This window comes from Shewanella atlantica, assembly GCF_003966265.1.
Lineage (GTDB): Bacteria > Pseudomonadota > Gammaproteobacteria > Enterobacterales > Shewanellaceae > Shewanella > Shewanella atlantica.
On record NZ_RXNV01000017.1, the window covers coordinates 16,450 to 36,615 of the forward strand.

At 46.6% G+C, this 20,166-nt stretch carries 19 protein-coding genes; 6 read left to right on the plus strand and 13 right to left on the minus strand.

The genetic code is table 11. The features are described 5' to 3' along the window. Window positions 1-97: 97 nt before the first annotated feature. Window positions 98-676 carry a TetR/AcrR family transcriptional regulator gene (locus tag EKG39_RS20650; RefSeq protein WP_126507897.1) on the minus strand — a complete coding sequence of 193 codons (579 nt, stop codon included), beginning with the start codon at window positions 674-676 and terminating at the stop codon, window positions 98-100. Window positions 677-976: 300 nt separating this feature from the next. Here EKG39_RS20650 and EKG39_RS20655 point away from each other — a divergent pair, with 300 nt between their 5' ends. After that, entirely contained in the window at window positions 977-1,693 is a 717-nt protein-coding gene (locus EKG39_RS20655) for a DJ-1/PfpI family protein (protein WP_126507898.1), read from the plus strand. A 138-nt stretch (window positions 1,694-1,831) separates the two neighbouring features. Here EKG39_RS20655 and EKG39_RS20660 read toward each other — a convergent pair whose 3' ends face one another. The 5 genes from EKG39_RS20660 to EKG39_RS20680 form a co-directional block, all read right to left on the minus strand. Further along, the gene (locus EKG39_RS20660; protein ID WP_126507899.1) at window positions 1,832-3,109 is read right to left on the minus strand and encodes a hypothetical protein; all 1,278 of its coding nucleotides are present in this window, start codon (window positions 3,107-3,109) and stop codon (window positions 1,832-1,834) included. Between the two features lie 428 nt (window positions 3,110-3,537). Further along, complete coding sequence (locus EKG39_RS20665) at window positions 3,538-6,726, minus strand: HD domain-containing phosphohydrolase (RefSeq protein ID WP_126507900.1); 3,189 nt, start codon at window positions 6,724-6,726, stop codon at window positions 3,538-3,540. Window positions 6,727-6,928: 202 nt separating this feature from the next. Continuing rightward, window positions 6,929-8,152 (minus strand): NAD/NADP-dependent octopine/nopaline dehydrogenase family protein, encoded by a 1,224-nt coding sequence (locus EKG39_RS20670; protein WP_246028579.1) that lies wholly within the window; start codon window positions 8,150-8,152, stop codon window positions 6,929-6,931. A gap of 273 nt (window positions 8,153-8,425) precedes the next feature. Then, complete coding sequence (locus EKG39_RS20675) at window positions 8,426-9,124, minus strand: NAD(P)H-binding protein (RefSeq protein WP_126507901.1); 699 nt, start codon at window positions 9,122-9,124, stop codon at window positions 8,426-8,428. Between the two features lie 228 nt (window positions 9,125-9,352). Next, entirely contained in the window at window positions 9,353-9,604 is a 252-nt protein-coding gene (locus EKG39_RS20680) for a DUF2999 family protein (RefSeq protein ID WP_126507902.1), read from the minus strand. Between the two features lie 115 nt (window positions 9,605-9,719). On the opposite strand from EKG39_RS20680, the gene EKG39_RS20685 reads away from it, so the two are divergent. Beyond that, the gene (locus EKG39_RS20685) at window positions 9,720-10,190 is read left to right on the plus strand and encodes a hypothetical protein (RefSeq protein ID WP_246028580.1); all 471 of its coding nucleotides are present in this window, start codon (window positions 9,720-9,722) and stop codon (window positions 10,188-10,190) included. Window positions 10,191-10,358: 168 nt separating this feature from the next. Here the strand turns inward: EKG39_RS20685 and EKG39_RS20690 are convergent, their stop codons facing one another. The 3 genes from EKG39_RS20690 to EKG39_RS20700 all read right to left on the minus strand — a co-directional run bounded on the left by EKG39_RS20690 (window position 10,359) and on the right by EKG39_RS20700 (window position 12,140). Next, window positions 10,359-10,913: a DUF2799 domain-containing protein gene (locus EKG39_RS20690; protein WP_126507903.1), complete on the minus strand. Its 555-nt coding sequence runs from the start codon at window positions 10,911-10,913 to the stop codon at window positions 10,359-10,361. 177 nt (window positions 10,914-11,090) lie between these two features. Beyond that, window positions 11,091-11,474 carry a hypothetical protein gene (locus EKG39_RS20695; RefSeq protein ID WP_126507904.1) on the minus strand — a complete coding sequence of 128 codons (384 nt, stop codon included), beginning with the start codon at window positions 11,472-11,474 and terminating at the stop codon, window positions 11,091-11,093. A 33-nt stretch (window positions 11,475-11,507) separates the two neighbouring features. Next, window positions 11,508-12,140 (minus strand): hypothetical protein, encoded by a 633-nt coding sequence (locus EKG39_RS20700; protein WP_126507905.1) that lies wholly within the window; start codon window positions 12,138-12,140, stop codon window positions 11,508-11,510. Between the two features lie 313 nt (window positions 12,141-12,453). Here EKG39_RS20700 and EKG39_RS20705 point away from each other — a divergent pair, with 313 nt between their 5' ends. Continuing rightward, complete coding sequence (locus EKG39_RS20705; RefSeq protein ID WP_185817675.1) at window positions 12,454-13,578, plus strand: cysteine synthase A; 1,125 nt, start codon at window positions 12,454-12,456, stop codon at window positions 13,576-13,578. A 103-nt stretch (window positions 13,579-13,681) separates the two neighbouring features. Here the strand turns inward: EKG39_RS20705 and EKG39_RS20710 are convergent, their stop codons facing one another. Then, complete coding sequence (locus tag EKG39_RS20710; protein ID WP_126507906.1) at window positions 13,682-14,566, minus strand: LysR family transcriptional regulator; 885 nt, start codon at window positions 14,564-14,566, stop codon at window positions 13,682-13,684. Window positions 14,567-14,676: 110 nt separating this feature from the next. On the opposite strand from EKG39_RS20710, the gene EKG39_RS20715 reads away from it, so the two are divergent. Beyond that, entirely contained in the window at window positions 14,677-14,868 is a 192-nt protein-coding gene (locus tag EKG39_RS20715; RefSeq protein ID WP_126507907.1) for a hypothetical protein, read from the plus strand. A 21-nt stretch (window positions 14,869-14,889) separates the two neighbouring features. On the opposite strand, the gene nhaD is transcribed toward EKG39_RS20715, so the two are convergent. Next, window positions 14,890-16,365 (minus strand): sodium:proton antiporter NhaD, encoded by a 1,476-nt coding sequence (gene nhaD, locus EKG39_RS20720; protein ID WP_246028581.1) that lies wholly within the window; start codon window positions 16,363-16,365, stop codon window positions 14,890-14,892. A 326-nt stretch (window positions 16,366-16,691) separates the two neighbouring features. Here nhaD and EKG39_RS20725 point away from each other — a divergent pair, with 326 nt between their 5' ends. Next, on the plus strand, window positions 16,692-17,186 hold the full coding sequence (locus EKG39_RS20725) for a peptidylprolyl isomerase (RefSeq protein WP_126507908.1): 495 nt from the start codon (window positions 16,692-16,694) through the stop codon (window positions 17,184-17,186). A 112-nt stretch (window positions 17,187-17,298) separates the two neighbouring features. Here EKG39_RS20725 and EKG39_RS20730 read toward each other — a convergent pair whose 3' ends face one another. Both EKG39_RS20730 and EKG39_RS20735 read right to left on the minus strand, forming a co-directional pair. Beyond that, window positions 17,299-18,168, minus strand: coding sequence for a phospholipase A (locus EKG39_RS20730; RefSeq protein WP_126507945.1), 870 nt, complete (start codon window positions 18,166-18,168; stop codon window positions 17,299-17,301). A gap of 382 nt (window positions 18,169-18,550) precedes the next feature. After that, a complete protein-coding gene (locus EKG39_RS20735; protein WP_126507909.1) occupies window positions 18,551-19,450 on the minus strand; it encodes a DMT family transporter in 900 nt (299 codons plus the stop codon). A 170-nt stretch (window positions 19,451-19,620) separates the two neighbouring features. Here EKG39_RS20735 and EKG39_RS20740 point away from each other — a divergent pair, with 170 nt between their 5' ends. Further along, window positions 19,621-20,130, plus strand: coding sequence for a MarR family winged helix-turn-helix transcriptional regulator (locus tag EKG39_RS20740; RefSeq protein ID WP_246028582.1), 510 nt, complete (start codon window positions 19,621-19,623; stop codon window positions 20,128-20,130). Window positions 20,131-20,166: the final 36 nt, after the last annotated feature.

Below are 20,166 nucleotides of genomic sequence, written 5' to 3' on the forward strand. Positions count from 1 at the left end.
CGTCCATTTTAGTGCCGGGGCCGTTTCTGGGGGGGAGTATTCATTTAAGTCGTACTTGGCTTCGGCAAATGAGCATCTGGTTGCGTTGATGGTTTCTTTAATCTTCGATAGCCGCTCTTAGATTGGCTTGAGTTAAACGCTGTAAAGAGGTGGCTTTCTCTTCTACTGAAGAGGTTAAAGAATCATTAAAGAGCTGGGTGATGAAATCCAGGTATATGGCAGCCAGAGTGCTGGCCAAACTGGGTAGCGGTATGATGAATACATCGGTATCAAATGCCGAAGTCAGTCGTTGTTCGATGAGTGTCGTTAAATTGCACCTTAGTTGGCGATGCGCCTGCGGTGCATCATTGCCCAGCTTATAAGCGACAGAACGACGGAAGCTACTCTGTGCGCTAATTCTGCTCAGCATAGCGATAACCGACGGACGGGGAGTTAGGCTGAGCCAATCCTCTCGAACGGTTAAATCCTCTAAAAGCGTGTCGAAGAGTGAATGGTGCATTGCCAGAAAAACATCCAGCTTACGCTCATAGTGGCGGTAAAAGGTGGTTTTCCCCACATCAGCTTTTTTAATCAACTCCGCCACTGTTATATCGCAATAGTCTTTATCTTTTAGCAGCCCAGCCAAGGCCTGCTGTATTCGGCTGCGGCTGCGGTTGATTTTAGCGGACTCAGACATAGGTAGGCTCAGATATCGATGAAATTATAATAGTATCAGGAAGTCCTCAGTATAGGGGGTCATACTGCTTAGGCAACCTATGGGGAGGGGCAAATTGACCAAACGGAACCTTTAGGGCAAATCGTTCCATCTGGCACTTATCTGTAATTTTGTTCCTGTCTAACCATAACGCGAGCCACCAATATAGGGTCATCAACACTCAGTATTGGAATATTCCATGAACTTATCAGTGAGTCGTCGCAGTTTTGTTCAAACCTGTTTGATAGCGGCTTCCTGTGCCAGCCTTTAGGAGCAAGTGTAATGATAGAATCGACAGAACAAATCTCTCCCACCGCCATAGGTTTAGATCCTGAAAAGCTCAATATCGGTATTTTTCTTTTTCCCGGCATGACCATGTTAGATGCATACGGGCCATTGCAGGTGTTGGCCGTTAGTCGGTTGTTCAACACTTTCACCTTTGCAAAATCCGCAGAGCCATTACCCTGCGATGCCAATGTGGCTCTGTTGCCGAACTATGGTTTTTCTGACTGTCCACCACTCGATGTGCTAATTGTTCCGGGTGGTGCTAATCCGATTGCGCAGATAGAAGATGAGCAGGTCATCAGCTTTTTAAGCGCAGCAGGGGAACAGGCTAAATACGTGACATCTGTTTGTACAGGAGCACTGATCTTAGCTGAAACAGGCTTGTTAGATGGCTACAAATCAACGGTGCACTGGGCTTATGTTGAGTCCCTCAAGCGTTATAAGGAGGTCAGTTATGTCAATCAGCGTATCGTTAAAGACCGTAATCGGATCAGTGGTGGAGGGATCACCGCAGGCTTGGATTTTGCCTTAACATTGATAGCTGAAATCACGGGAGAACAGCACGGCAAGACCATGGAGTTGCTGCTGGAGTATGATCCTGAGCCCCCCTTTCATACAGGTAATCACAATTTAGTAGGGGAGAAATTGAAGCAACAGGTTCAAGGGATGGTTCATCATATTGCGAAAGAGCTGTTTTTACCCTTACCTGAGTAGATAAACAACTAGTTTGAGTAATGAGCAACAGGGGCAGACTTATGTTTATCTGACCCTTTTTGGTCGTTAATGTCTGTAATGCTGTCTTTCGCAGGCGTCTTTAATTGATTTGATTATTGTTACTTCTGGGCGGCCATATTATTTGCGCCACACTTCTTGCAAGATCCCCCGGGTAAAATGATACTCAAGGGTTTTACCCTCGGCAATATCACACTGGATAGTGCCGAAGTCAGATCCTCTGCGGTCAAACCCCGTGCCGTCACAAAGATCTCCCATTAACACCCGTACACCACAAGCCGTCATTCCCCTAGACGACTTTCCTTGTAAGATAGCGTCTGCATCTATGCTGTTCCACAATTTCTGACTCTGCATAAACTGCGAAGCTTGCTTAAACTCAGTTTCGCCCATGGAAAAGCGAGCCCCCTTGGGATAGAAGTTCAAACTGCGAAAATGATTGCGATGGGCGCTCATGCAATTGGAGTTATATTCTCTGACACTAACATCGCCGAATTTCAGTTGTTGCTCACGCCTGAGTTTATCCTTAGCCATTATGGTGGTTAGATAAGCATCCAACGTAGCCTTTTCTTCGGCCGACATTGGCTCGTTATCACTGCCAAGAATATCATCAAATTCGGCTAACCAGTCTTCGTCGTCATCTGACGGAGTCTCAGGTGAAACAGTATTCTGGCCCGTAATAATCGGATCCTGAACTGTCGGAGCCTCCTGTTGACTGGAAGAACGTGACTCAGGCTTTGCGACTTGTTGCTGTTTGTCAAAATCAGCCTTATCGACAACTCTGCCATCCTTGTCGATATACCAGTCTTTAATATCAAAACTGCTGAGTATGCGGTCGGTAAAATAGAACGCTATTTGGGTGCCATTGGTTTGGTACTCGGCCCATGAGTCCATAGTGCCGTCTTCATTTTCGCTGGCGTAGCCGTCGCTTGCATCCGTTCCCATTAAAGACTGCACCCCGCACATGCTCATGCCGACAAGGGGCTCACCGAGGCGTACCGCCTGAATATCTGTTTCATTCCATAACTTGCGCTCTGTCATGATACCGGCGTAGCGGTCGAAGTCGGCTAAGCTCAAGGTCTGGCGGAAATCATTCTCAAAGAAAACTTCACACACATATCCATCATTGATAACTAGCAAGTCAATATCACCGAAGGTGCTTTCCTTGGGGTCTCTGGCTGCTTCGACGCTGTCACAGGTGCCGTCGTCACTGTACTTAGCGCACTGCCAGTAACTGTCCTGCCAGATTACAATTTTGGGATTCCACGCTCGGTTTTTGTTAAACACCAGCGGCGTCGGTCCCGTCGCTTCTCCCTCGGTATTAGCCTGCGAATCCGCAACATACAGCGAGGCTGACAGACTGCAAGTCATGGCGAGGAGCCAAAGGCTAGCTTTGTTCATTTTGATACTCCTAATTGGTAAAAAGTCAGCCTATTTGACCTGATGTGACTTACTTCGGCCTAGTGTTGACGAAATTAATCTTCTGGCGTTCACTCGCGCCTTGATGGCCATATAATAGCTAGGAACTTGCCGCCGGATATTGATCCCACCTAGATTAACAGAGATTTCACCCGCATATTTGGCGCAAAATATGGCCTAAGTATCAACCTCAAGTCACCTACTTAAGGGCTAAGTTTGTCTCTGATGTTCGATAAAGTAAGCGGGGGCAGCCCCCAGACCCTTTTGGTCATTAACGCCTGCAGTCTTGCCTTTCGCTGGAAATACCGTCGCCATCACCGTCCATTTTAGTGCCGGGGTCGTTTCTTATGTAGGAGCGGCTTTAGCCGCGAAGCTCAGAACCATATATTCCAATTGCTAAGATCCAGAAATTAGCTCGCTAACTTCTGGGTTGGTGGTTGAAGATACTTAGATACATCGACTATATCTATCTGTTTAGGGTCGAGGAATTTGTGGGCATACTCAAGGTAGATGCCACTGGACAAGAATAGCTTAAATATCTCGATATCTAAGTGTTGGTCTAATGCCATCTTGTGCAATATATCTACGGCGACGCTGACTGGTTTCGCCTTCTTATAGGGCCTGTCTGCCGCTGTTAACGCCTCAAAGATATCCGCAACCACCAGGATGCGTTCAGGAATAGAGAGATCTTCTGCCGATAACTTACGTGGATAACCGCTCCCCTTTAAGGTTTCATGGTGGGTAGAAGCATAACGGGGAACCTTTGCCAACTCTGGCGGGAATGGCAAGTTCTCCAGCATTTTGATGGTGCTGGTGATGTGCTCATTAATCTTAAATCTATCCTCAGTCGTCAGGGTTCCACGAGATATAGCCAGGTTATGTAACTCGCCCAGGTTGTATCTATGCTCAGGAATATCCATCTTGATGCCGAACTTCTCATCAAACTGCACAGGAAAATCTCGTCTGATTATATGGTGCGGTTTATTGCACAGCAACGGCTCAACTACCGGCAGTTGGACTGTTTCTTCTGGCAGGTTAAGCTCCTCAACCGGCGATAAACCGAGTCGATCATCGAAGTAACGTAACCAGGTCTTTTCTGCTAATTGATGTAAGCGGTCGACATGATCTTGGCTCATGAACTCACCCCCTACGTTGGCATTGGCGATAAATGCAAAGTCTTCGGTTAGCTGTTGCTGTTTCTTCTCTAACTCGGCTTTAAGCTGTTCTGCATTTTCAGGGGCTTGCGCCGACTGCTTTAGCTGTTCAATCTCCGCGTCACGCCATAACACTTCAAAGCGCATTCGGATCTCATGAATACGGTTATAGATAGCTTCTAATTTACTTCCTTTATCAACAATATGCTCTGGCGTGGTGATCTTGCCGCAATCGTGTAACCAAGCTGCTATTCTGAACTCGCGCTGTTCATCTTCTGTTTTTAGAGCAAAATCTTTAAATGGCGGCAGATCAGATTTAGAAATGGCTTCGACCAGCATAAGGCCGAGTTCGGGGACTCGGTTACAATGCCCCGCGGTATAGGGAGATTTATCATCGATCGCTTGTGCTATCAGGCGAATAAACGCCTCCATTAACTGCTTCTGCTCCTCTTCATACTGCTCAATAGCCGAGGACATCTCAACCAAAGAGTTAGCTAAATCATCAATCTCCTCAATGTAGGTATCAACTTTTACCACCTCTTTATAGCGGCGATTTTTGAGCTTTTCGTTCTCGATTCCCAGAGCCTTAATTGGATTAATAATCGGTGAGGCAAACACCCAAGATACCGGTAAAATCAGTAGCAGACAGCCGATAGTGATCAGTATAGATTTTTGTACTTTACTGTTGCTCGATGCCAATAACACTTCTGCAGGAACGATTATCGCAAACTTATCTTGCATCAATTCATTATTACTACTGCCAAACGAGGTGACATAGATAAACTGATCAAACCCGTTTAGCTCGGTTCGGATCAGCTGGTTCTGAACCTTGGAATCGCCAGCCATATCCACCAGAAGCTCATAAGGTACAGTTCCTTGAGTGGTAAAGGTTTGCTGTTCCCCTTTAGCAAGCCATTTTTTCTCAAGGGCGGCTCTTTGCTCTGGAGTGATATTTGCAATCGCTTGGTTAATAATGCTGACTAATGGCTTATTTTTCTCCTGCACCACCATATGTAATCCTGTGGGGACCTCGGATGAGCCAAATCCGACCGTTTCATGGTACTTCAGACCATCAATAAAATAGCTTTGCGCGGTATGGTGCAAGATGATGCTATTATCTAACGCCCCATAGACATCACCATTTTCAACGGCCTGCAAGATCGCCTGTGTCGAGGCCAACTCGACCACCTCTATATCGGGAAACTCTTGCTTAACAACCGGAATGACCGACCAACCTGTAGGAATAGCTAACCGTTTCCCTTTTAACTGCGCTAAGTCAGTTATTGTTTTCACATCAGGGCGTGTGACTACAGCATAATTCAGATCCAGAAAGGGATCGGTGAAGGTTCCTAATGCTTTATTACTAGCGGTTCGCATGACCGAGTGTAATATGTCGATATCTTCTCTGTGATACCTATCGACCAGTTCATTCCAGGTAAAACCATTCACAAAGGTAAACTCTAATCCTGTCATTTCGGCCACGATATTCATAACGTCGATGCTGTACCCCTGAGGTTGCCCGGAGATGGCAAAATCAATGGGGACCCAATCTGTCTCGTTAGATATGATGAGTTCTGAGGTACTATCGATTAACTTACGCTGAGCAGGTGTTAATGGCAGTGGGAGTCCGCTCGGGATCGTAATCTGTGGTTGTGTCTCACGATTAGAGGCAATTAACTCGCCACTGGTCTTATATAGATAGACTTCGCTGAGAGACTGGTCTGCGCCTTGAGCAATCAAGTGTTCATTTAATGTTGATAGTGCGATATCAACCGCTAAAACTGCGCCGGTTTCGGGTAATTTTATTGAATATGTCTGCCCCGGAGCCTGTAGGTGCTGAAATAGATAGGGTTCACTTTTACTTACCGTTTGTTCGCTCGCATCGACGAACCAGGGTCTTTGGCTTGCGTCATATTCGCTGGGCTGCGATCTGGCTGTTCGGACATTAAAATCTTTATTTAAATATTGATATAACTGCTTTCTTTGCTCACCTTCTCCACTAATCGTGATGGAAACCCAACGGTCTTGATGTGAAGCCTGAAGTTGTGCGCGAATAATGGGATGGGCGTCGAGATTAATAAGCTCATAGAAATCCCCGTTCTCAAGACCAACATAGATGGCATAAAACAGCGGGGTTGAACGCATAACTTCTGCGAAGGTCTTTATTGATTCGTTATTAAAGCTTTCCTCGACAACCAGGTTATCGAAACTGGCTAATAGCTTAGTGGCATTCTTGGCTTGGGTATCAATCTGAGTAAGGTAGTTGCTGGTGTTGTCCGCCGCTTGACCGTAGTATTTAAGTGCAGATTCGGTGGTAAGGCTTTTACTAAAATAGAACTGCAAACCAATAGCGATGGCAGCAGTTAAAAAGGTGGCTAAAATGAAGATACCAACAACCGTGAACCTAATCGTAAATCGCTTCTGAGCGGTTAACTCACTTACCATAATACATCCTATATACAATAAAGCTCCAAGAGTCTTAGTGTATATGGCCGAGCCTTCAAGTCAACCAGTCTCAATGTTTACTAGATAATATCCCTAGCTTATTCATGGGGATAACATCATTCATCTATGTGTCGCGGAATCTAACCTCTGGGGGCAGAATAAACTGCCCCTCATATTTTAAGCTCTGTTCTTACGCTAAGTGCTAATGCTCTGTGCTGATGCTGGAACTGCCAAAGCGGTCGTTGTCGACTTTTTCTACCTCAACAAAGTGCAATAACTCTTCTCTGGTTAGCTCGTCTAGACCTAAAGAGGCTAACGTTCTGCCCTCTTCGTAAAAATCTCTTTCTAAAATGCCGCCACACATCTCGATCAAACGATTACACTCAGGCATGTTAATGCCTAACTTTTCACCCAGTGAGGATAATAAAACCAGCCCCATAGGCACATCCTCAGTGACGTATCTATTATCGAAACTATAAGGACCAGGGGGCGACGAGATTTTATAGCTTTCAAATACTTCTTTGGGGTCGCGATTAAGGTCTTTTTCATTTCTGAATAAGCATGCTTCCAGGTAGGGGATGGGTTTACACCCCAGCGCACTTAATACCGCCATTTTCTCAGCGTCCAACTTTTCTATCATCAGCCATGCCATTTCAGTTGAAAGTGCATCCCTGTACATATAGGGAACTTCATCGGGATGATGTTTTGCACAGTACTCGAGCATGGGATACATCACATACTGACCCACTGTGTGAACAATGATATTGGGGTTATGCAGTGCGGATTCGAATATATGTTTTCGAACGCTATCCATTTCAATGTTGTAGGCAGGGAACAAGCGAGACGCAATGGTCATCCCTTCAGCCGCTCTGGTAGCGGGGAAAAATGAGAGTGAATTTCTGGTATTTTTAAACAAGACTTTTACTGTGCCTGGTTCAACGACTCTTGCGTCATTAGGGGTTGATTCCCCCTCGGCAAATATTGGATTATTATCGCAAAATTTATTATAGAAAATACTGCCTGCATACCCCGGAATTGAGATTACTAATTGGTCATCCTCAAAATATTTTGCGATTCTTTTGGCTAAAGCCGGATGGTATGTCGTTTGGATAAAAATCATGATTACATCAGCCCCCTCTATCGCTTCTTTAGGGTCTCGGGTAATCGATTCTAAAGGCTGAAAGGTTTTCTCTGCATCATCACCGCTATCTGTAAAGTGTCCTTTTTTTGTGTTGTCGATACAGTATATTCCTCTGTTTTTGACCATAGCTTCAAAATGGTCATCATGAGCAATACGGTTTGAGGTCTTCAATATTTTTACTTTATGTCCCGCCTCTGCAGCCATAAACGCACAAGCAGAACCAGCATTGCCAGCTCCAATTATGGTAATTTTCATTTTCTCTTCCTTTTTTATTTTGGCTGTCACCAAAAATGTCTCGAAAAACAATCCATTGAAAATTTAAAACAGTGAAACTGTGGAGATGTGAAAAAATAGAAATGTAGAGATGCCGCTTTAGAGCAGTTGCCTAAAACGTTGATAAAGCTTAAATGATTTTAATCACTCCAAGCAGTCATCAATCTTGCAATCAAGCGCACTAAAGTTGTCAGCGTTGATTTTTTGAGCACATTATAGCCTGTATCAATGTGCTCGTCACAAAACAGTAACAAATGGGGGGAGTTAACTTAATGTTTTTTGATATTAATCAAACAGTTCATCGAGTCGGTAGTATTGGAGCTTGCTGTCCGGTGATGCGCTATTAACTTGAGTGCTTTCCACGGCAGTGGTTTGAATTGCGATTCGGCACATCTTGCTGGCGACTTGTTTGCCTGTGATGGGGCGATATTTTGTGAGGCCCGGGAGCTTGCACAGCAGTGGTAGCAGGGCACTTGCGATTTTTTCGCCGAGGCGAAAGTCTTGTCGCTCGCCTAATAGCAGTGAGGGATGAATGATGCTGGTGTTGGGGAAGTTAAGGGCTTTAACTTGGGTTTCAAGCTCACCTTTCATCTTCAGGTAGGCACTATTGCTCTTAGGGTTGGCACCACTCGATGAGACCAGCAGGTAGTGGCTGACACCATTGTTTAAGGCAAGCTTTGCGCCGCGGTATTGATAGTCGACATCGACAAGGCGTTGGTTTTCGATGGAGCCGGCGAGCTTCAATGTAGTGCCTAAGCAGGAACAGAGAATATCGGCCTTAAAGGCGTTGGCGTACTCTTCCAAGCGTTCGAAGTTAACCACGTGGTTGGTTATCTTGTTCGAACCATTTTTATTACTATCTATCTCAATTGGTCTGCGGGTTATGGCGATTACCTCATCTATTAGAGGTGCAAGACATAGCTGTTCAACAAGCTCACGGCCTACTACGCCGGTTGCGCCCAGTACTATTGCTGTTTGTCCCATAGTCAGTCCAATTGTTGCTTTAAGTTGTTTTTATCATACGCCTTTATGATAAAACTGTTTACCCCTTATAGCTCAGACCGGCAGTGTTTTGGACCTGTGTAATTAGCAGATGTCACGAGAAGCTGGGAGCTTGATTAGTGGGGGGAGTTGATAGGCTAAGTTGAACTTGGGGCCTGTTTGGCCCCTGATTCAGCGGATCTATATCTGCTCATCTGAATATGAGGAGGCTTATTGCTGTAACTGAGCCTTGGCGGCTTCGACTTTAGAAAAATCTAAGCCTAGCTCAACGACCGCTTCCTTTATCAAGGCTGGGTTTTGCATCACCAACCCCATCAGCTGTTGTAGCTTCTCCGGAGGAATGCCTAACTGGCCGATTGTGCCCATAGCCATCAAGGGATTTTCGGTCAGAGTCTGGAACAGATCTTTAATCTGTGTGTCACTGATATTGTGTTCTTTTAAGATCGCAAGAATTGGATTCACTGCATTACCTTGTATGATTTTGAAGTTAAACAGGCGGTGATTCTACCACACATCCCAATTCGAGGTCGGGTAGGGTAGGGTGTGTGGATAGCCCTTGTGGAGAGTTGAGAATAAGATGTCGATTTTATGGGGTGATATCGGCTATGATTTTTGGGTCTGCTACTCTCAACAGGTGATAAGAATGAGTGATCAATTCAGATGCTGGCATTGCGGTAAGGCGCTGGAGGAGGTGATTTTGCCTATGTCCAGGCGCGAGGAGTGTGGGGCTTGCGGCGCGGATCAACACGTGTGCAAGATGTGTGTCTTCTTCAATGATTCTGGCAGAGGCGACTGCAAGGAGGAGCGGGCCGAGTGGATATCGGATCATGAACGGGCCAATTTTTGTGATTACTTTAAACCATCCGTGAATGGAGCTGGCTCCGGCACGAATACTAATACAAACGCTAATAGTGCCAGCGAGCAGGCTCAGGCCGAGTTTGCCGAACTGTTTGGCGATACGCCCAAGCCTTCACCTAAGTCTGAGGACAAGGAGAAGAGTGCTGCCGAGATTGCCGAGCAACAACTGCGGGATCTGCTGGGTGGGTGATATGTAATAAAGGGCTAGGTTGTATTTTTTATTGCGAAAGGTGAAAGGAGGGGAAAAACGGGACTGAGTCGATGGTTAATCTCTTCACAATATTCGGCCCCGTTATCTCTGGTTTTATCTTTGGTTTTAACTTTGGTTTTAGTTATGGCTTAATTCGATAGCATGAGCCTAAAAAAGGAGCTGGATGGGGAGGATATCGGCTGCGCCTATGCGTAGCAGCATCAACTCTTTTTCCAAATCATGCCTTTCGTTCTTAAGGCTTTTTTTATCTTCTTTATTGCTCGCCACATCTTGCTTGGCATTGATCTTCTTATTGACCTCTGTAAGTTCTCGCTCGATATCTTTGAGCCGGGATTGAATTTTAGATATCTTATTTTTGATCTCAAACTGCCGATGACCTTCGTTGTACCGCTTGAGGAATTCGTTATTTGAACAGACCCCGTTGTAGTAAGAACCCTGCAAGCCTAGCTTGTAACCATTTTCCGGCTGGCAGTAGTTCTCAAGCCCCGCCCGATAGCCCGCTATCCATTGCTCGCTATTCACCCTCAGACCAAATTCACTGCAGTCTTCTATGTATCCATTCAGTGTAGAAGATGCCGAACCGCTGTTACCGTCGGTCATGCCCAAGGAGTACCAGTCGGAATGTTTACATTGTTCCAGATTTAAGCTTGTACATTGAGTCAGGCTCAAGGCCGCTAATGCAGTAAATATTTTAAGTTTCATCACATCTCCCCATAGAGTTGAAGACGAGCAATCTATCAAAGATAGATCGCTTAAGTCTGATGTTTCTTAAAGTATTTACACTTGCATCGATTTGCGGTGCCAATTTAGATAAACCCTTTAATAAATATCACTTTATGTTTTGTTTTTGTGGGTCTTTGGCTTGGTTTTTGTTTGTTTTTAGTTGGGCATTTGTGGTGTTTGGTTTTGTGTTCTGTATTTGAAAAAGTAGAGGTCACCGATGGCGATGCTTAAGGCTACCCATAGAAAGCTGTCGATAGATTTAGAACTGTAGGCGATGGACATGATTATCATGGGCGCATTGGCCAAGAATTCCCATGTATCTGTCTTGCATGGACCAAAAAAACGGTCAGCAGCCTGACCTAAGCTAATCTTGTAAACCAGGCTGGAACAGAAGGTGCCACATATGCAATATAGGGTTAAGAAAGCTAAGCCTGATACGGCAGTGCCGTAGAGTTGACTGAATTGATAGACTCCATTCAGGTGATCTGCGACTAGACCAAGCGCTAAGCTAAATAAGACGGTCGCTATCGATTTGGACATATCCCTTCCTTTAAATTTTCCTATTACTTTTTGCTAAAGCTTTCTCTTGTTTTTCTGATTCAGGAACAACTTCATGCCCACTCCAAAAAGTATGCCTCCAAGGGTATTGAATGCGAGTGCTTTCAAGGTGTTTTCAACCGTTAAACCTGCTTGAACGGCTTGAATGACCAGAGTGAGAAGGAACATGAAAAAACCGAAGAACAGTCCCATCCTGGCGTAAGAGATCGGCTTTGTGGTGGCGCCTGAAAATTCGGCTTTGCTCTTCATGGCTGTTACGCGCCGATATTCTTTTGCCAGCCATTTTCGCTCGGCCGAACTCCTGAACCAATACCAGATGGGGGAGGTGATGGCCAGAATGAGTAAGCTGGTGAAATTCCAAAGGCAGGGGATCTTACCTTCACACTCGGGGCAGACATAGCCAAACCAGTGGCCAAATGAGTTGCCTTTTGACCATAACATACCGTCATTCATCGCGTTACAGTGTGGGCAAGGGACGATTTGCCGCTCGACTAATGGTTTATCTGAATCTTGGTCGATTAGCGTGACTTTAGGGAGCCGTTGACCCAGCAGGAGTTCATTCACGGCCATGGCAGGATTAATCATCCAATGGAGCAGCATAGGGTTTGGAAGCTGCATGGCTTTGAATTTCTGCTTGTCGTACTGCATTTACCGTCCTTGTAAAATCGACTCATTTATTTAAGTTTTTCAGCTAAATACTAACATTATTATCGATTGGTATAACTTAATAATTTAACTTACGAAAGAGGCCGTCAACAATATCATAACGGTGGTGGTTAATCCTGCCTGGTTTCAGTTAATATCATGAAAATATAAGAGAAAAGTCATTTCAGTGGGAGTGTGGGCCCCTAGTCAGCGTCCTGCGGACTGTCGGGATCTGCTGGTGTGATACAGAACCACTTGCTTTAACGGCATCTCTGCCTAGTATTTAAGTTGTTGTCGGCAAAGGATTCATCAGGCTATGAAATCTTCTCCACATTCTCAAGTGCATTCTCAAGAGCAATCCCAAGAGCGTCCTGTAGGGGGGGCTTCCGCACTCTCGCCTGTTCTAGAAAATGTCACCCAGCTTATCGGAAACACAGATCTGCTGCGTATCAACAGCATTTCAGATCTGACTGGCTGTGAAATATTATTGAAATGCGAACAACAAAATCCGGGCGGCTCGATTAAAGATCGCGCTGCTTTGCAGATGGTTCAGGACGCGATTTTCAGCGGCAAGCTTAAACCGGGTATGACCATAGTCGAAGGGACAGCGGGCAATACCGGTATCGGGTTGGCACTGGTGGCTAAGGCGCTCGGTTTTAAGATGCTGGTGGTCATGCCCAGGGGGCAGGCCCGCGAAAAAGAGCAGATGATAAGCTTATATGATGCTGAGTTAATGCTGGTGGACGCCTGTCCCTTCGCAGACCCGAACCATTTCTATCACACCGCGAAACGAATTGCTGAGGGGGATGAGCGCTACTGGTGGGCCGATCAGTTTGAAAATACCAGTAACACCAAGGCGCATTATGAACATACCGGACCGGAGATCTGGCAGCAGACTCAGGGCAAAATAGATGCAATTGTCTCGGTGGCCGGTACAGGAGGTACCATAGCCGGAAACTCACGCTATCTGTCTGAAAAGCATCATGGGTTGAAAACATGGTTGGTGGATCCTGACGGCTCGGGGATCTACTCCTATCTTAAGACCGGTCAGTACGTCTCCAGTGGGAACTCCTTCACCGAAGGGATAGGTATCATGCGCAGCGTCGAAAACTTCCGTCAGGCAAAGGTGGATAAGGCTATCACATTACCGGACAGGGATCTGATTGCCATTGCGCGGCGGCTCAGGGAGAACGATGGCATTGTGTTAGGCAGTAGTTCGGCGCTTAACGTTGCGGGTGCACTGTACGCTGCGGCCAAGATGGGGGCGGGTAATACCATAGTGACCTTTAGCTGCGATCTGGCAGAACGATCCTCTTCCAAGCTCTATAACTCAGACTTTCTTGCGGGTAAGGGGTTTTCCGAGACCGTTGAATCGCTTGATGAGGTGTTTGAACGCTATCAAAGCGAATCCGCCGATGCGGTGGTCGATGTACATCGTTAATAGCAATCGCTTTAAAGATAAAATTACTGACTCGAAGTAACGTACCTTCGAGTCGGCACACTTTGGTGGGGCTAGGTACTTGTGGAGCAGGATACTGGCAGGGTTAGATAATACCGCCCAATAATCGGCTCACAGTTTGGTAACGGGCTGGTAATTGTCGATTACGTTTCTGTACCAGATACAGGGTCTCTTTCACCTGTTTGGCCATTTGAGCAATATAGAGCTCGTCTCGTTGCGGGAAGTTTTTGACCGCACTTTCGGGCAGCACGGTGAAGCCGAGTCCCTTTGCAACGGGTAGCAGTATTTGATTAACCTGATTAATGTAGCCGGACTTAGGCAGGTCATCCGGGCTCATCTCGGCTAATGCTTTATCTCCGCATTGTTCGAAATAAAGCGACAGGTAATGTTTCGCATCCGGGTGATCGATTAAGCCACATTCGATGAGTTGCTCCGGGGTGACATCTCTGTTTTCATACCCTTGTGGCAGCACTAAACATAGGGTCTCCTCACCTATGATTGCGCTTTGGTAGAGACCAGTCGCAGGAATGTGGGTCACTATGCCTAAGTCGATGTTTCCGGATTGCAGATCGTGCAAAATTTTCTGGTTGGGTGCGGCTTCAAGTTGAACACTCAATTGTGGATGTTGTTGCTGCAGTGAAAGTAGAGGCGGGTACAGCTGCAGGGCCAGAGAGCCCGAGCAAGAGAGCTTACATTGTCCGGCATAGGGGTTGTCGAAGCCGAGAGTCTCAATCAGGTTGGCTTCCCCTTCGGCGACCTTCAGCGCATATTCATACACAACTCTTCCCTGCTCGCTGAGTTCAAAACTCTTCTTCTCCCGCTTGATGAGAGAATGGCCGCAGGCATTTTCCAGCTTCTGAATCTGTTGGCTGACACCAGGCTGCGTCATATGAAGTTTCTCAGCCGTGCGTGTGAAGTGGCCGAGGTCAACCAAGGTTTTGAAGGTATTGAGCCAGATAGGGTTGAGCATAGCAGTCTCATCTTTTGATAGCTTTAGCCGACAACATTAATTCATAACAGTAAATTATGATAGTGAGAGGTATTGATAATTTAAAATGTGTAATGTAGTGGCGTACTCTTATGCCATCCAGAGAAGCGACTTTTCCAGCCATTTATATTCGAGGTTTCTATGTCAATGCTATCGTCATCCAGGCGAACACCCCTTATCCAAGAGCCTTCTCTCATATCGGTATCTCGACACAGATTGCATCTGAAATCCCGCAAGTAGTGATACTTGCGGGATTGAGAGTGATGGTTTTTGAATCCGGTTAGATAGCTAGTGTTGAAGCTTAATTAAAACAGGGATGCATTGAGCCAGAGGTGCACCATAATACTCGCGACATACCCCAGTGCGATGACCGGGGTCCACTTAAGATGCGCCGCGAAGGTATAGATCCCCCTGGCCTGTCCCATCAGGGCTACACCAGCCGCGCTGCCTATCGAGAGTAAGCTACCCCCAACCCCGGCAGTTAAGGTGACCAGCAACCATTGGCCTAATCCCATGTCCGGGTTCATGGTCAATACGGCAAACATCACAGGAATGTTGTCGACTATGGCCGACAGTACACCGATGGCGATGTTAGCGTAGGTGACATCCCAATGGGTATACATGGCCTCGGATACCAAACTCAGATAACCCATAAAGCCTAAACCACCGACGCACAATACCACGCCGTAGAAGAAGAGCAGGGTGTCCCATTCGGCTCTGGCGATGCGGGTGAACACATCGAAAGGCACCACATGTCCCAGATAGGTAAGACGTTTCTCATCTTGAGCTCTCTCGGCCAGCTTTCGTTTTCTTGCCACCGACTTATCGAAGGTCATACGCAGGAAAAAACCGAAAAATTGCAGGAAACCAAGCCCTGTCATCATGCCCAGCACCGGAGGCAGCCCCAGGAAGGTATGAGTGCACACTGCGGTTGCTATGGTGAGTAAAAACAGGACTACGATCCGTTTAGCCCCGCGCTTCATGATCACCTCTTCCTCTTGTACCTTCTGAGTGCGATTGACAATGAACAGGCTCATTATGGTCGCAGGAACAATGTAGTTCACCAGTGATGGGATAAACAGGTCTATAAACTGTGTAAATTGAACGACCCCTTTCTGCCACACCATCAGGGTGGTGATATCGCCGAAGGGGCTAAACGCGCCTCCGGCGTTGGCAGCGATGACAATATTGATACAGGCCAGGGAGATAAACTTATGGTTGATACCGCCAACCTTCATCACCACAGCGCACATAAGCAGAGCCGTGGTCAGGTTATCGGCGATGGGGGAGATAAAAAACGACATAAAACCCGTCAGCCAAAATACCGTTCTCAGGCTGAAGCCGCGCCCGATCATCCAGGCTCTCAGAGCATCAAACAGTTGGCGTTCTTCCATGGCATTGATATAGGTCATTGCTACCAACAGGAAGAGAAACAGCTCTGCATAGTCCAGCAGGTTATGTTTAAAAGCGGCCTCTGATAGCTCTGACATGCCATTTTGTACATAGATAAATCCGATAATGCCCCAGATAAGCCCCGCCGCGACCAGTACCGGCTTAGATTTACGCAGGTGAAGCACCTCTTCTCCCATGACCAGCAGATAAGAGAGTACGAAAATAAATATGGCGAGATAACCCGCTGCCGTGGTGGTCAGGTCTAATATCTGCCCCGAACTTCCCGATGAGCTGGCAAATACCGACGGGGAAAACAGAACACCTAAGAATAGAAGAAACTGAATTAACTGCGAGGAGACTCTGCCTCCTAAGGGCCGGATTGATTTCATTAAATCTTCTCTATGCTAGAAAGAGAGCAAAAATTACCACATCAGCCCCCTATAAAATATTGATGGTCCTCAAGGTTTATCGTATTAACGTTACCTTAATCACGAAGCTGCATCAATCTGTCGTCTTCTGCGTATCAGGTTTATTACAACTGAATGATACCTTAGTGTTGGAAAAATGGATTCCGGGTGGCTAGTTGTGTGTCGATAGCGAACCCGCATTGGGGTGGTGATAAAGCCTGAAAGCCGCTAAAGTCTAGTGTCATCTCTTTTTCCAAAAATGAGCCTATACCATAAGCTCAAACCAATAACGAAACACGGCAGCGAATATGATTATTTTTACAACCAATTTAGGCGATATCACTATAGAACTCGATGTTGAGCACGCCCCGGTCAGTGCGAAAAACTTCCTGAGATACTGTCAGGAAGGTTTCTATGAAGGCACGATATTTCATCGTGTGATCAAGGGTTTTATGGTGCAAGGCGGCGGACTGACTGCCGATATGGATGAGAAGCCGACTCGCGCAGCTATCGTAAACGAAGCCAACAGAGGCTTGAAGAATGTCATCGGCTCTATCGCTATGGCGCGCACCGATGCGCCGCACTCTGCTACCGGGCAATTTTTTATTAACTTAGCCGATAACAGCTTCCTGGATCATACCTCGACCACCAATGCGGGCTGGGGCTATGCCGTGTTTGGTAAGGTTACTGCCGGGATGGATGTCATCAGAAAGATAGAGAAAGCCAAAACCACTAGTGTAGCGGATCATGACGATGTGCCACGAGAGCCAATAGTTGTTGAGAAGGTTACAGTGACAGAGTGATACTCATCTGTATCGAAATCTAACCGATTTAATCGTTCGTGTTAAGCATAGATGAACAGCCGAGGCATCACCGAAATAGTGATGCCTTAGTTCTTATTACTAACAGAATGAGCTAGAGAATGTCGTTAATCGATACACCTATGCCGATGCGTTGGGTATGGGCGTTGTAATCGATAAGGCTCTCACCGTAACCATTGAAGTATTGGGTATAGAGCCTCAAGTTTCCGATTATCGGATAGCTCCATGTCAGCTCTATCGCGCCGTAGTTAGGCGATGACAGGTTGTTGCGCAGCATCATGGTAAATCTGTGTTCGTCCAGACCATAGACGCCGGAAAGTTCGAAGTTACCCATATAGTCTTCTATATCCGGATTATCGTCACCGCGGGGGTCGTCTGCCGACTCCTTCTCATCTTCGGGAATACGCCACCACACTTTGCCTGCGAGAGCGAAGGGACCGCCATCGAACACCATGGTGCCATAGATGCGGTTCCAGCTGCGGGAACGACTTGGAGTTTGGCCATTAGACTGATGCACGGCGCCGATGCCCCAGAATGAGTTGGTCATGCCGGCGATCTCCCAATCGTTATTGAACAACATGAATATCTCGGGTTCATGGTTGGTTTCACGAAAAGGTGAGGAGATATCTTTGTTATAGACCTGCCAGTAAGACTGGTTGGTGTAGGCCACAAACAGGTGTCCGTTGTCACCGAAGACGTTGTACATCAAGGGAAACTTAAAACTTATCTGAAACTTAGCTTCGACGTTATCGATTACAGGCTCTATGTCTTGCTGCTCAGCCTCCGGGAGAAAGGGGGCGATATTCGGGTTGTCGTTATAGGTGGCAAACAGAATATAGTTCACCTTATGGGGCGTGAGAACGAAGGGAAGCTCTGCAGTTAAGAGTTCATCTTTCAACCTGTTTTCAACCAGGGAATCCTCGGCGTGCACCGTTAGGCTGGTGATGGCCAAAAAAGCTAGCATGATGCAGCTGCGGTATATCGTCATTATGGTATCCAACATCTGAGTAACTGTACGAATGTTCTGTGTGCCTATGACACGAGTCTGCTTCATTTCTCTAAAAAACCAAGCATCTTGTTTAACTTTTTAAAAACAAAGGCGGAGTATACCGTATTTAACTAATGCTGACAGTTAGTAAGATTGGAACTCAGGGTTTCAGAATATCAATGCTTGCTTCACTGTCTCTAAGCAAGAACAGAGTAAGGTAAGGATCGCAATTTGGAGCTCGCTTATACGTAAGGGAAGGTCAGAAAGAGTTAGGTTGAGAGGCTATCTGCTTGGAAGTCGTGAGAATTTCAACTCCCCCATAGGAATGGGGAAGCTGTAGAGTCGTTGTATTAATACCTCAGGAGGTTTTAACGGCGACGGGGTGAGACTTTCGATTTTTGACCAACTGAACTATCTGGGGCAACAGTGAGGTCAAGATCATGCCAGCCATAAGCAGATATTGATGGGGGCTGAAGGACTCATTGAGTAACACCATACCAGAGACGATGCCTGCAATCGGATTAGCTATGCCCCCGAAGGTAAAGTCGACCACCGTCATTCTCTGCAGTAGCCAAACATACATGATGTAACCCAATGCCGTATTGAGCAGGGTTATCCACAACAGACCTGCGCCATTGGCCGAACTAAAGCCTTGTACGGCTTCGATATATGCACCCGGTGAAAAGAGGGCATGAACAGTGGCCGCAATGGTCAGCAGAATACCTCCTATGATCAGTTGCCAGGTCAAAATACTCCACCAGTGGATCCGATCGGCCAGAGACTTGGTAATAGAGCTGCCGACGACAATACATAAAATGGCGGCGAGCAAAGCCATTAGCCCAACGGGGCTCAAACTGATAGAGCTCGGATCGAACAGCAGCCAGGCCAAAGCGACCAATACCAAGCCAAAGAAAGCTTGTACCCCATTAGGGCGGCGCTTATTGACTACCCAGTGATAGAGCATGGCGAAGACGGGCACCGAGATCATTCCCACACCCGAGATAGCGGATGGCAGAGTTAATGCCATCACAAAGATTAGGCTGAAAAATGCCGCGATATTGATGAGTCCGAGCCGAAAGAGTACTCCCCACTCTGATTGCTTAGGCATGCTCGGCTTAATGGCCAGCAGCAGGAGTCCTGCTGGCAGGGCTCTCAATGCGCCGAGCAACAGTGGTGGCCAATCGGGGAGGGTATATTGAGTCACCGCATAGGTGGTTCCCCAGAAAAAAGCGGGGATCATGGCGAGTAAAATATTCATGCTAGAGTCTCAAATGCGGAGCAATAATTAAGTATCTTTACGTTAAGATATAATTGTGCGCTCAAGCTTTGACTTTGTAAAGTGCCTTTACGTAAAGATTCTTTGTGTTAAGTTATAATCGTGACGTTAAAAAACTAAAGCAGTGATTGAAGCTAATAGGTGTTGATTGAATGGATGGAACAGGCGAGATAGACGGAATAGACAGAGTCGTCGCTCAATGGGGTAGAGAGAAACCTGAGCTTGATACTCTGCCGATGCAGCTGATAGGCAGGCTGATGCGTATTGGTAAGCATCTTGAAACACAAATTGCGGCATGCCATAAGCGTCACGGCCTGACAATGGGCGAATTCGATGTGCTGGCAACGTTGGGAAGGGCGGGTGGGGATCATTGCTTAACGCCATCTGAGCTAATCGCCACCATGATGCTGACTTCCGGGGCCATGACCAATCGTCTGGATCGCCTCGAGAGTAAAGGCTTGACTGTCAGAGTACACAGCCAGGAGGATAGGCGCAGCGTGTCGGTGGCATTAACCGACCAGGGGCTGGCACTTATCGATGAACTGATAGTCGAGCATGTGAAGATTCAGCAAGGACTTATGCTATCACTAGGTGAAGCTGAGAAACCTCTGCTCAACGGACTGCTTAAAACCTGGCTGGCTGAGTTCGAGTCGCAGGAGTAAAGTCTGATCCAGTTGGGTGTGAAATTGAATTTACTA